The organism is Bacillus pumilus (genome assembly GCF_009937765.1).
Taxonomy (GTDB): domain Bacteria; phylum Bacillota; class Bacilli; order Bacillales; family Bacillaceae; genus Bacillus; species Bacillus pumilus_O.
The window spans coordinates 2,373,258-2,385,935 of the sequence record NZ_CP047089.1; the positions used below are offsets into that span (position 1 = coordinate 2,373,258).

Consider the following 12,678-nt stretch of genomic DNA (forward strand, 5'->3'; position numbering starts at 1 on the left):
AAAGCCAGAAAGAAGCTCACCTTTTCGATAGGTGTGATTCTTTTTTCATACATTTTATTATAACCGTTCTAAATCAGCATGGTCAACGCAAGACAGGAGAAACTATGGTGTTACATTTTTTTCTACGTGTCCTGTCGAGAAATCGACATAGCTAAAGCTGTATTGATTGTTTTCATTTAAGTACGTCACTTCCCAAAGGAGTACATCACCTTCTCTTGCTAATTGAACGTCCTTTAGCTTAGAGACCGTGTTCTCCTTTTGAACAGCTTGTACTGCTTGATTTGAGGTTACACCATCTTTTGCCCTTTTTGCGATCACTTTTTCTTTTTTGCTGGCAGGTACCCAAACATAGGTTGTTTCATTTTGTTTGTTTTTCCCTTCCACAATAAATTGTTTTTCTTTTCCGACAAAGGTTTCTACTTGCTCCACTTGTACGATGTCTGCTTGTTTTTTCGCTCGTTCAATCGCCGTTTCATGACCTTGTTCTTTTTGCCCCATGGCAATCTGATAAATCCATGTAAAGCTGATGATGCCAATAAGCAAAACAAAAGCCACAACGGATGAGATGATCCAAACTATTTTTTTCATGTCAAGCTTCCCCTATGTGCGATATATTGTAAATATCGCTTGATTTTGATCTTCTTGATCTAATGCAAGTCCAAACATGAGATCTTCTCTTTTAAGCGTTCTGTTCAATAAGTCAACAATTTTATACAGGTCCTCTGAATGCTTAATGTGAACAGTTGAAAGTACCTCTATTTTACTTTCCACTTCTAATTCCTCCTCGGTACGTAAATATTGTTAGTCATACTTTTCGGCGCGGGAACCGATACTATTTTTACAACGGAACACAAAAAGCCGTTACGATAAATTAACTCCAAACCCACACCAGCTAAAGGCCGCTTATGACAGCGGCTTTTCGTTGTTGAGCTCCTCTATATACGCCTCAAGTGATTCTCTTGTCATCTCGTGAACCGGCGCGTGAGGGAGTGATTCTAAAAATAGCTTTCCATATGACGCGGTTTTCACTCGGCGGTCTAAAATGAGCAATGTGCCTATGTCTTTTTCAGAGCGTAGCAAGCGGCCTGCACCTTGTTTAAAGGTTAACACAGCTTCTGGGAGAGCAACGGCTTTAAACGAATTTTTGCCCTGTTTTTTAGCGGCATCACATTTTGCTTCAATAAGCGGTGAATCAGGCGGTCGAAACGGAAGACGTGCCATAATGACTGTTGTCAGCTCTGATCCAGGAAAATCGACACCTTCCCAAAAACTACCCGTACCAAGTAAAATCGCATGTTTTGCTAATTTAAACATCTTCGTTAATTTAACAGGACTACCACCCGTCAAACCTTGAGCAAAAAGGGCAGCTTGCATCCCTTCTGTTTTCAGTTCATCATATACTGCTTTTAACATCTCATGTGAATTAAACAACACCAATATCTTCGCCTGGTGCTGCTTTTCCATCAACTTAATGTACCGTACTGATTGCTTTACATAGTCGCGCTCATCACGGTTCGTAATCGGCGGCATATCAGCTGGCACAATCACCTTGAGCTGTTTTTCAAGTTCAAACGGTGATTCAATCTGTACAAGATGCGGATAAAAGTCCTGCAGACCAAATCGTTCTAAGCAATAATCAAAGCGACCATTGATTGTCAGTGTCCCTGATGTGAGAACAACACTTTTTTTGTTCATAAAAAAGCGATCTGCTAAAAGCTCTCCAGTATCTAGCGGCTGTGCATGCATAAAGACAGCGTTTTTGGCACCCTTTGCATCAATCTCAATCCAAACCGTTTCATCGTTTTTCGGTTCAAAAATGAACCGGTACAGCGTACTGCAAAATGTTTGCATAAACGACATCACTTGATCGTATTCCTCTGCTTCAAACGCAAAGTGTTCTGTCAGTTGATCACTTTTTTGAAGAAGCTCGCTTTTTTGCTGTTCATACAGCTTTTCACAAGCAATTAACAAGGAACAAAGCTTACTTGCCGTCTCTTTAATCCGTTTCCACTGCGCATGCTTCGACTGATGACGTACTCTATGAATGAGACGATTGATGTCTGCTTTTGGTTTTGTCCTTTTGACAAAAGAATGGACGGTACTAAAAAAGGCGTCACTTTCCATTTGAAGCTGATGAAGATACTCATCCATTTCGATAAAGGTGTCCGTCTGTAAGCCGGAAGCGTGAAATCTTTTTTTCAGCTTCTTTAACAAACCGCCCTGTAAGGAGCCAAGCTGCGTTAATTTCGCATGAAGCTGGATATACGACGCGCTATCCCCTAGCGTTTCATTGGCTGTTTTCTCAAATTGGTGAGCCTCGTCAATCACATATACGTCTGCATGCTGAAAGATAGATGATGCCTCCGTTTGTGATAAGAGCAGGCGATGATTTGTTAAAATTAAATCAGCTGTTTTGGCCCTTCTTTTCGCACGCTCATAAAAGCAGTATTCTTTAAACCGGCGCTTTTTCGATGTAAACGGCATGTGCACGCACGAAATTCGGTCTTTTATATTGGCAGCTCCCGACGGTAAATTTAGCTCAGATAAATCACCCGTTTCTGTTACAAGGAGCCACATTAATATTTGCGCCTTCGTTAAGACCACATCATAGTTATCATCTTCCTCATGCAGTACATGCTCAAACTTATCTAAGCAAATATAATGCGCCCGACCTTTAAATACACAGGCTGCTGGTTCAAATGGGAGCAATTGATTTAAAATCGGCATATCGCGCTGAAGCATTTGCTGCTGCAAAAGAATGGAATATGTACTAATAATAACAGGTTTTCCTGATTTCTTTGCTTCTAATGCAGCTGGTATGAGGTATGCGAGCGTTTTTCCGATACCTGGTGCCGCTTCAATTAAAGCATAAGCTCTTTCATGAAACACATCTCTCACTTTATTCATCATCTTGAGCTGTCCTTCTCTTACTTCATAGCCTTCCACTGTTTGGGGCAGCTTCTTTTTGATCTCCTCAAACAGCTGTTCATCGTCTTCCCCTACTGAATTTGTCGTATCCTTTTCAGAATTGGTGACATCTTTAACAGCAAAAGAGCCGACTTCTACCAATGAATTTTCGCGGCTAGCATCACTCGTTTCAAGCTGCTGGATTAAAAGTCCTATATCACTTAAAAGATAAGAGGATAATCTACGCAGCTGCTTTAGCACATTTTGCGGTGTATGCGTTAATTGATGGAGTAAGGTTAAAAATAACATAGCAGTAACTTCCGCATCACTATCCGCCCTGTGCGGGTGGTCATGTGGAAGCATGAGCTCTTCGCTTAGTTCAGTGAGCTTATAGCCTTCAAGCTCTGGATAAAGAATTCTAGAAATTTCAACTGTATCAATCGCTAGCACATCTAGCTCATTTTTCCCGCATGCTTTTAGTTCATCATTTAAAAAATTCAAGTCAAAATGAACATTGTGCGCAACAAAATAAGCGCCTTGAATGAGATCATACACCTCTTGGGCAATATCCTCAAAAAACACCGCATCGTCAACCATATGCTGCTGAATGCCTGTCAGCTGTTCAATAAATCCTGGGATCGGTTTTCCCGGGTTCACATATTTTGAATACCGTTCGACAATTTGTCCATTTTCAATGACCACCGCAGCAATTTGAATGATTTTATCACCCTTTTTGGGTGAATTCCCGGTGGTTTCAATATCAACGACAACAAACCTTTGATCGGCCATAAAATGGACACCTCAATTCCTCGTTTCACTCGAAGTGAAACACGCTCTGGGCAAAAATAGCTGAAACAGAACAGCTTCTTTTCTTAAACTGTTCTGTTTCATTGGAGCATGCGTTATAAAATCGTTCTCGCAGGCTCTTGCCCAATCATTTGTTCAATTTGATTTTCTTTATTTAACACGACCACTTTTGGTGTATGCGTCTTTGCTTCTTCTTCTGAGAGCATTCCATAAGCGATAATAATCACTTCATCACCCGGCTGAACCAATCTTGCTGCTGCGCCATTTAGACAAATGACCCCGCTCTTTCTTTCACCCGGAATAATATATGTTTCAAGTCTCGCGCCATTGTGATTGTTGACAATCTGTACTTTCTCATTTGCCATCATACCTGCCGCATCAAGTAAATCTTCGTCAATGGTGATACTTCCAACATAATGTAAGTTTGCTTCTGTTACCGTCGCTTTATGAAGTTTAGAAGTCATAAAGGTTCTATACATGCTTTTCACCGCTTTCAGGAACATGGAATATGACATTATCAATCAGTCTTGCCCGTGAGAATTTCACCGCAATCGCAATGATGACCTGACCTGCTAACTGCTTAAGCGGCTCAAGCTCTGGATAGGAGTAAATTTCAATATAATCAATTTCCCCGCTTGTTTGAAGAATATCCTCTTCTACCAACTGATAAATGCGACTGACGTCACGTTCACCATTTTCAATCGCTGACTGTCCTTTTTTCAGTGCGCGGTACAAAGCAGGTGCTTCTTGTCTTTCTTTATCAGACAAGTACACATTTCTTGAACTTTTCGCTAAACCGTCTTCTTCTCTAACTGTCGGTACTGAGACAAGGTGAAGATCAAAGAAGAAATCCTTGATCATCGCGTCGATCACAGCGACTTGCTGTGCATCCTTTAGACCAAAGTATACATTTGTTGGTGCTACAAGATGAAATAGCTTTGTAAGCACCGTAACAACACCGTCGAAATGTCCCGGACGTTTTTTCCCGCATAAGACATCCGTCCGCTTTCGAACCGTCATCGTGATCGATGGTTCATTTGCATACATTTCTTTCACATCAGGTGTAAATAAAATATCTACTCCTGCTTCTTTTGCAAGGCGCTGATCTCTTTCCATATCCCGTGGATAGGATTCAAAGTCTTCGTTCGGTCCAAATTGCAGAGGATTGACAAAGATGCTCATGACTACAAGGTCATTTTGATCCCTTGCTTCTTTCGCAAGCGTCAAATGTCCTTCATGAAGAAAGCCCATCGTTGGGACAAAGCCAATGGAATGCTGCTTTTCTTGATGTTGCTTAATCAATTCCTTCAACTCGTGAATATGGGTGACAACGTTCATTTTTTGATCCCCCCATATAAACCATCAAGGACTTCTTCTTTGATATGAAATGTATGCTTGTCTTCTGGAAATGTGTGTGCTTTTACTTCTTTCGTATATTGAATAAGCGCTTCTTCTAATAATGTATCAATTTGCGCGTATTGTTTCACAAACTTAGGTGTTCTAGACACCCCGTATCCTACCACATCATGGTAAACAAGAACTTGTCCGTCTGCCTCAGCCCCTGCACCAATCCCGATCACAGGAATCTTCAGCATGTCGGTAATTCGTTTTGTCAGTTCACCAGGTACGCATTCAAGGACAAGTGCAATCGCACCAGCTTCCTCACATTTCAAGCTGTCTTCAATCAATTTCTGCGCACTTTCGTGGTCTTTTCCTTGCACTTTATAACCGCCAAGTACTCCAACTGACTGAGGTGTAAGGCCTAAATGACTGACGACAGGAATCCCGCCTCTTGTGAGAGCTTGAATGGATTCAAATACACCATCTCCGCCTTCTAGCTTTAAGGCATCCGCACCGCTTTCTTGCATGATGCGTGCTGCGTTTTTTAATGTTTCTGCTAATGAATAATGATAAGACATAAATGGCATATCTGTCACAATAAATGTGTCTTTTGCGCCCCTTTTCACTGCTTTTGTGTGATGGATCATGTCATCGATCGTGACTTGTATTGTCGAATCGAGTCCAAGTACAACCATCCCAAGTGAATCACCCACTAAGATCATGTCGACTTCCGCTTTTTCTGCTTGCTTTGCAGATGGATAGTCGTATGCTGTCAGCATCACAATTGGTTCGTTTTGTTCTTTCATTTTGAAAAAATCTAGCTTTGTCTTCATTTGTTCCTCCTCATTCTGGAGAGGAGATGGTTTGCCTCACATCACATGTTTTGATTTCTCATGCACGGCGAATCATCCCTCTGTCCAAGTCCCTTAGGATCAAGGCAGAAATTGATCAAATTTTTGTTTCTAACAGGTACAGCTCTTTTCAGATACTGCCCACACGAAGTATATCAAAATTGTGCCGGGTGTTCCACTTAAGTTGACTTGATCTCGATGTCTGCGGAGTAGATTTTTTGGATCCCTTCCTCCGTTTCAAGCAATAATACACCTTCTTCATTGATTCCGAGCGCTTTTCCAGTGTATTGCCCATTGACGGTGCGGGCCACAATATGCTGACCGATTGTCATCGCATACGATTCCCATAATTGTTTAATGGGCGCAAATCCATGCTTTATATAATCAGCATATCTTTTTTCAAAATTGGACATGATCTGTTGGATGAGCGCAGCACGGTCCACTTTTTCATTCAGTTCCATTCGCAGGCTCGTGGCGATATTCTTTAGTTCATCAGGAAAATCAACAGCCGTTTGGTTCACATTAATGCCCGGTCCAATAATCACCGCATGAACCTGGTCCGCCTCTGCTTTTAATTCAGTCAAAATGCCAACGACTTTTTTGCCATTTAATAAAATATCATTTGGCCATTTAATCGAAGGTCCGAGTCCTGTTTGGTCTTTAATGGCTTCTGCGATGGCGACAGATGCCAAAAGCGTCATCTGCGGCGCTTTATGCAGAGGAATTTCAGGTCGTAGAATGAGACTCATCCAGATGCCTGTCCCATTTGGTGAATGCCACGCCCGTTGAAGGCGGCCTTTCCCGTTTGTCTGGTGATCACTGACAACGAGCGTGCCGTGGGGCGCACCTTCATTTACAAGATCATGGGCAATCAGCTGGGTGGATGCAACTTCTTTCTGAAAATATATGTGTCTGCCAAAACTCTCTGTGTCTAGACCAAATAGAATTTCGTCCTCACTAATTTTGTCCGGTTTACGAAGCAGACGATAACCCTTTCTTCTGACGGCTTCTACTTCATAACCCTCTTTTCTCAAGTCCTCCATATGTTTCCAAACAGCTGTTCGAGAACAACCAAGCTCATCACATATTTGCTGACTCGAGACAAAGTCCTGACTAGATGCTGTAAATAGTTCAATTAATCGTTTTCTAATTGCTGATCGCATGCGGTAAGCCACTCCTCTATGGCTTCTTTTCGGTTTTCCAAATGATTGTGCAGAACGGCTTTTTTCACCATATCAAGCTCTTCTGCGATCCATTTACCTGATGTCTTTTGCCGAAAGGCCATTAAATCTTTTCCTGAAACAGCAAGGTCTTGAAGCGTTTTAATCGGCAGTGCATCATAAGAACTCTTGGCAACCTCCAGCTCGTCAAAGAAAATGCGCCGCTCGTGTTTTAGCTGTGTAATTTTCAAGCTAGATAAAAGCACGTGTTCACCAGCTTCAAACATCTTTTCGGCATTCCATTCACAATCGACGTATCGGCTAATAGCGACCGCGTCTTTCAATAGCTTTGTTGACAGCTTCCATTCTTTTAAGAAGAGTACGGCCTTCTCTTCATCTAAGCCAAGCAAATGGATGACAGCCCCCCATACTTCTTCCAGCCCATCCAGTAAATAATACGGAAATGTCTGAAAGGAGTCTTGCAGACGATCCTTTTCGAGACCCGGCAATTCTTCATATAATTTGGTAGAAATAAGCACTTTGATCGCCCGCTCACAATAACGTCCTTTTAAAAGCTTTTCCATTTCAATCTTTTTGCGTTCAACGGATATGTTGGCAAGGAGGTGCTTATCTTTTTCCATTGCTTCAGCTGTTTCTGCAGCGAGCTCAAAGCCAAGCTGGCTTAAAAAACGGATCGCTCTCATCATACGAAGCGCATCTTCCTGAAAGCGGCACGCAGGATCTCCTACGGTTTGAATTCGTTTCCGCTCAATATCCTGTTTGCCCCCAACATGGTCAATGATTTCTCCATTTATATCCATGGCCATCGCATTGATCGTTAAATCTCTTCTTAAAAGATCTTCCTTCAAGGATGTGATAAACGCCACTTCTTTCGGCCTGCGAAAATCTTCATATTCTGATTCAGTTCGAAACGTCGTCACCTCATAGCTCATCCCATCATGTAACACTATGACCGTGCCATGCTCTTTGCCAACATCAACTGTTTTTTCAAATAAAGACTCGACCGTATCAGGCGTTGCATCCGTTGCTATATCGATATCGCCGATTTCCCTGCCTAAAAGGACATCTCTCACTGCTCCGCCGACAAAGTAAGCTTGATATCCATGTTCGTGCAGTGTATGTAAAATAGGGATCGCATGTGTGAATGGTTCATTCATGTTCATCATCACCTTCGATCAATTCTAGGTAAAGCTCTTCATATTCACTTACAATTTTTTCAGAAGAAAAATGGGCTTGAACGCTAGACTGGGCCGCCGCCGACACTTGCTCATGAAGCGCTTTGTCTTTGAGTATAGAGACTGCGTGTTTAGCTGCCGCGTCTATATCACCGAGCGGGACAAGGAAACCTGTTTCCCCATGTGTAATGACTTCTGGAATTCCGCCAACATCAGTCCCAATACATGGGACACCACATGCCATTGCCTCAAGAAGCACTAGTCCGAAGCTCTCTTTCTCAGATAGAAGCAGCTTCAAATCACTGATGGAATACAGCTCTTCTACTTTCTCTTGCTTTCCTAAAAATAACACGCGATCTGTTAGTCCCAGCTTTTTCACGAGTTCGCAAACAACCGATTTTTCAGGACCATCCCCAATGAGCAGCAGTTTTGCATTCACCTGTTCAGAGATTTTTTTAAATACATGAATGACATCATGCACCCGCTTCACCTTGCGGAAATTCGATACATGGATGACGACCTTTTCATGATCTAAAAGACCATAGTGTCTCTTCAGCACATTGTGATCATCACGCAAGTATACACGCTCATCGACAAAATTATGGATTGTTTCGATCTTTTTATTCGGTTTGATGAGGTCGTACGTCTGCGCAGCTAATGAATGCGACACCGCTGTTACCCGGTCTGATGATTCAATTGCAAAGCGAATGACTTCCTTTAATGATGGATCATAGCCTAAAACCGTAATATCCGTCCCATGAAGCGTCGTGACAACTTTTACAGAGTGTCCAGTCATTTGCTTCGCTAAGTACGCACAGACGGCGTGAGGCACCGCATAATGCGCGTGAATAATATCAAGCTTCTCTCGTCTTGCGACTTCTGCCAGTTTACTTGCTAATGCAAGGTCATAAGGCGGATATTGAAAAACAGCGTATTGATTGACATCCACCTCATGAAAATAAATATTCGGATACACTTTATTGAGCCTAAACGGAATACTTGAGGTAATGAAATGAACATCGTGCCCTTTTTCAGCTAAACGTTTTCCAAGTTCCGTCGCAATAATGCCCGATCCGCCGACACTTGGATAACAAGTGATTCCGACCTTTAGTTTTTTCATAATTACCCCCCAAGTAAGTCGTCATCAATCAAAAGTGGTTTCTTTGTGATAAACCCTTCTGCATAAGCTTTATTGACTTCCCTTCCATACATAGACTCTCTCATTTTGACAAAATCAATATATCCGTTCACAAGAGGTGTCTCAACTGAATTCGCAGATTTCACAAATTGACTTTGATACGCATGCAAGCTATCAATCTTTTGATGCATTTCCTCAGAAATATCAATCACAAAATCTGGACGATGGTGACCGTTAATCATGTAATAATACATCTGACTTACTTTATGCGCAGGCTGCTTGTATGAATCTTCAAATTTATGTATCCCTGCCGAAAAAGCAGCTTCTTCAACAAGTGTACCCGCATGACCATGATCTGGATGCCGATCTTGGTGATACGGAGCAAAAATCAGTTTCGGTTTGTATGTACGAATCACGCTTGCAACGTCCTTCATTGCTTCGTCATTTACATAAAGACCTCTGTCTGGCAGCGTGAGCTGGATTCGCGTTGACACGCCTAAAATGGCGGCAGCCGCTTTTGCTTCCTCTTGACGGCTCTCTACCGTTCCATTCGAAGATAATTCAGCCTGGGTCAAGTCGCAAATTCCGACACGCGCCCCTTTTTTTACGTATTTTGCAATCGTTCCGCCCATACCGATCTCTACGTCATCACTATGGGCTCCGAAAGCAAGGATATCAAGTCGTTTCATTTGTTCCTCCGTTTTTTGCTACATCTCGAAAATCAAACGTACCTTTATTTAAATTCCTGACTAAAATTTCTGCGGTCCCCATATTGGTGGCTAGTGGGATCGTATACACATCGCAAAGCCGAATGAGTGCAGATACATCTGGCTCATGCGGCTGCGCGGTAAGCGGGTCTCTAAAAAAGAGCACAAGATCCATTGCATTATCAGCAATTAAAGCACCAATCTGCTGATCTCCTCCAAGCGGGCCTGACTGGAAACGATGAATGGGAAGCCCCGTCGCTTCTTTCACTCTCAAACCTGTAGTCCCTGTTGCGTAAAGTGTATGATCTGCCAATATATCACGGTACGCAATGGCAAATTGGATCATGTCACTTTTTTTCTTATCGTGAGCGATTAAAGCAATGTTCATCAGGAATTCACTCCTTATTAGTCAATGATATTTTCTAAACCATAGACGAGTTGATCAATGTGCATGACTTGTTCAACTGAAAGCTTTACACCTGACATAAATGAGGCGCGGTTATAAGAATCATGACGAATGGTGAGCGTCTGTCCGTCCATTCCAAATAGTACTTCTTGATGTGCAATCATACCTGGAAGCCTTACGCTGTGCAGGCGGATCCCGTCATAATCTGCGCCTCGTGCACCTTCTATTAATTCTTTCTCATCTGGATGTCCTTGCTTTTTGCTTTCTCTAACTTCTGCAATCATTTCAGCAGTTTTAAGACCAGTACCGCTTGGAGCATCTAGTTTTTTATCATGGTGAAGCTCAATGATTTCAACGTCAGGAAAGTAATTTGCTGCCATTTTGGCAAACTTCATCATTAAGACCGCACCGACAGCAAAGTTTGGTGCAATAATACAGCCTATGCCCTTTTCTTCTGTTAATTGCTGGAGCTCTTTCAGATCAGCTTCAGAAAATCCAGTGGTTCCGACGACTGGACGTACGCCATGTTCAAGCGCTTTTTTTGTATGTACTTTTCCTATTTCTGGTGTCGTCAAATCAATTAAGACATCAGGTGCTGTCTCTGAAAGACACACATCAATATCTGTATAGATTGGCGCCTCAGATGTTGTATGAATCACATCAGATAATTTTTTTCCTTCGTGCGCGTGATCAAGGGCTGCCACTAGCTCAAAATGGCTCGTCTCTTCTGCCAGCTTCACAGCTTCTATCCCCATTCTTCCTCTTGCTCCAGCGATTACTACTTTGATGGTTTGATTCGTCATCGTCTCTACTTCCCTTCTTTTTTCGTCCAGCGGTCTTTGTCTCTAGTATTGAATTTATGCATCACACGATCATGTGCTTCCTCTAATGATATATCTAGTGAATTAGCGAGACATGTTAACACAAATAAAACATCGCCAATTTCTTCTTCCATGCTTTTTTCTGTTTCCGTTGTTTTTTTCGGCTTTTCTCCATAGTAATGGTTGACCTCTCTTGCTAGCTCGCCTAATTCTTCTGTCAGGCGGGCCATCATGGCAAGCGGGCTGAAATAGCCTTCTTTAAATTGTCCTATGTAATCATCTACTTCTTGCTGCACGTAACGCAGCGTTTTTTCATTCGTCATGAAGCTCATCCTCCTATCCATCTCTTACATGTTAGCGAAATCATAAATATTTGACAAATGTTTAAAACTCAGTTTGCTTGTTTCTCTCCCATACCATATAATATTATCGCTGTCTAAGCAAAAAAAGGAGTGGTCTCTTGCTAAAAGAAATTCGTCTTAAGAATATCGTATTTATTTTAATAGGATCTGCGATTTTTTCTTTCGGTCTTGTTCATTTTAATATGCAGAACAATTTGGCGGAAGGCGGATTTACAGGTATTACACTGCTTTTATATTTTCTATTCCACATTGACCCATCCATTTCAAACCTTGTCTTAAACATTCCGATCTTTTTTATCGGCTGGAAAATGCTCGGCAGAACCATGTTTACTTATACAATTGTAGGCACCGTCAGTCTTTCTGTCTTTCTCGCCATCTTCCAGCGCTTTCAAATACATATGCCTCTTCAGCACGATTTGGCCCTTGCCGCGCTCTTTGCTGGTGTGTTTATCGGAACAGGCCTTGGAATCATCTTTAAGTTCGGTGGTACTACCGGTGGTGTTGACATCATCGCAAGACTCATCAACAAGCATTATCAAGTGGCTATGGGGCGAACAATGTTCATCTTCGACGCTTGCGTCATTACGATTTCTCTTACTTATTTAAATTACAAAGAAGCCATGTATACGCTCGTCGCAGTATTTGTTGCTGCGAAGGTCATTGACTTCATGCAAGAAGGCGCTTACGCAGCCAAAGGCGCCATGATCATATCTGAAAAAGATGACATCATTCAAAAGAAAATTACAGAGGAAATGGAGCGAGGTGTCACCGTTTTAAAAGGGGTTGGTTCTTATACAAAACAGGAGCGCAACGTCCTTTATTGCGTCGTCCCGAAAAATGAACTTGTCCATCTCAAAAGCGTCGTGACCTCAGTCGATCCTCATGCGTTTGTATCCGTCAGTGACGTCCATGATGTACTTGGGGAAGGCTTCACATTAGATGAACACAAAAAGCCGCTTAATCCGCATTAAAAAAAGAAGCC

At 42.2% G+C, this 12,678-nt stretch carries 14 protein-coding genes; 1 reads left to right on the forward strand and 13 read right to left on the reverse strand.

Annotated features, from left to right (window positions below; all coding sequences use genetic code 11):
• Nucleotides 1-102 precede the first annotated feature (102 nt).
• From tseB to GPS65_RS11780, 13 genes are all read right to left on the reverse strand, one after another.
• On the reverse strand, nt 103-588 hold the full coding sequence (gene tseB, locus GPS65_RS11720) for a cell wall elongation/penicillin-binding protein regulator TseB (protein ID WP_012010354.1): 486 nt from the start codon (nt 586-588) through the stop codon (nt 103-105).
• Between the two features lie 12 nt (nt 589-600).
• Nucleotides 601-771: a YpmA family protein gene (locus GPS65_RS11725; protein ID WP_003215469.1), complete on the reverse strand. Its 171-nt coding sequence runs from the start codon at nt 769-771 to the stop codon at nt 601-603.
• A 132-nt stretch (nt 772-903) separates the two neighbouring features.
• On the reverse strand, nt 904-3,696 hold the full coding sequence (gene dinG, locus GPS65_RS11730) for an ATP-dependent DNA helicase DinG (protein ID WP_161985424.1): 2,793 nt from the start codon (nt 3,694-3,696) through the stop codon (nt 904-906).
• 113 nt (nt 3,697-3,809) lie between these two features.
• Nucleotides 3,810-4,193 (reverse strand): aspartate 1-decarboxylase, encoded by a 384-nt coding sequence (panD, locus tag GPS65_RS11735; RefSeq protein ID WP_034620444.1) that lies wholly within the window; start codon nt 4,191-4,193, stop codon nt 3,810-3,812.
• On the reverse strand, nt 4,186-5,052 hold the full coding sequence (gene panC, locus GPS65_RS11740) for a pantoate--beta-alanine ligase (protein ID WP_119125040.1): 867 nt from the start codon (nt 5,050-5,052) through the stop codon (nt 4,186-4,188). The genes panD and panC overlap by 8 nt, the downstream gene beginning before the upstream one ends.
• On the reverse strand, nt 5,049-5,888 hold the full coding sequence (panB, locus tag GPS65_RS11745; protein ID WP_012010358.1) for a 3-methyl-2-oxobutanoate hydroxymethyltransferase: 840 nt from the start codon (nt 5,886-5,888) through the stop codon (nt 5,049-5,051). The genes panC and panB overlap by 4 nt, the downstream gene beginning before the upstream one ends.
• Before the next feature lie 197 nt (nt 5,889-6,085).
• On the reverse strand, nt 6,086-7,069 hold the full coding sequence (locus GPS65_RS11750; protein WP_119125041.1) for a biotin--[acetyl-CoA-carboxylase] ligase: 984 nt from the start codon (nt 7,067-7,069) through the stop codon (nt 6,086-6,088).
• Nucleotides 7,042-8,244: a CCA tRNA nucleotidyltransferase gene (locus GPS65_RS11755; protein ID WP_161985425.1), complete on the reverse strand. Its 1,203-nt coding sequence runs from the start codon at nt 8,242-8,244 to the stop codon at nt 7,042-7,044. The genes GPS65_RS11750 and GPS65_RS11755 overlap by 28 nt, the downstream gene beginning before the upstream one ends.
• A complete protein-coding gene (gene bshA, locus GPS65_RS11760) occupies nt 8,237-9,382 on the reverse strand; it encodes an N-acetyl-alpha-D-glucosaminyl L-malate synthase BshA (RefSeq protein ID WP_012010361.1) in 1,146 nt (381 codons plus the stop codon). Before bshA ends, GPS65_RS11755 begins: the two co-directional genes overlap by 8 nt.
• 2 nt (nt 9,383-9,384) lie before the next feature.
• Nucleotides 9,385-10,089: a bacillithiol biosynthesis deacetylase BshB1 gene (gene bshB1 / locus GPS65_RS11765; protein WP_012010362.1), complete on the reverse strand. Its 705-nt coding sequence runs from the start codon at nt 10,087-10,089 to the stop codon at nt 9,385-9,387.
• Entirely contained in the window at nt 10,076-10,495 is a 420-nt protein-coding gene (gene mgsA / locus GPS65_RS11770; protein WP_012010363.1) for a methylglyoxal synthase, read from the reverse strand. The genes bshB1 and mgsA overlap by 14 nt, the downstream gene beginning before the upstream one ends.
• A gap of 17 nt (nt 10,496-10,512) precedes the next feature.
• Nucleotides 10,513-11,316, reverse strand: coding sequence for a 4-hydroxy-tetrahydrodipicolinate reductase (dapB, locus tag GPS65_RS11775; RefSeq protein ID WP_012010364.1), 804 nt, complete (start codon nt 11,314-11,316; stop codon nt 10,513-10,515).
• Nucleotides 11,317-11,321: 5 nt separating this feature from the next.
• Complete coding sequence (locus tag GPS65_RS11780; protein ID WP_012010365.1) at nt 11,322-11,657, reverse strand: nucleotide pyrophosphohydrolase; 336 nt, start codon at nt 11,655-11,657, stop codon at nt 11,322-11,324.
• 137 nt (nt 11,658-11,794) lie between these two features.
• On the opposite strand from GPS65_RS11780, the gene GPS65_RS11785 reads away from it, so the two are divergent.
• Complete coding sequence (locus GPS65_RS11785) at nt 11,795-12,667, forward strand: YitT family protein (protein WP_012010366.1); 873 nt, start codon at nt 11,795-11,797, stop codon at nt 12,665-12,667.
• Nucleotides 12,668-12,678: the final 11 nt, after the last annotated feature.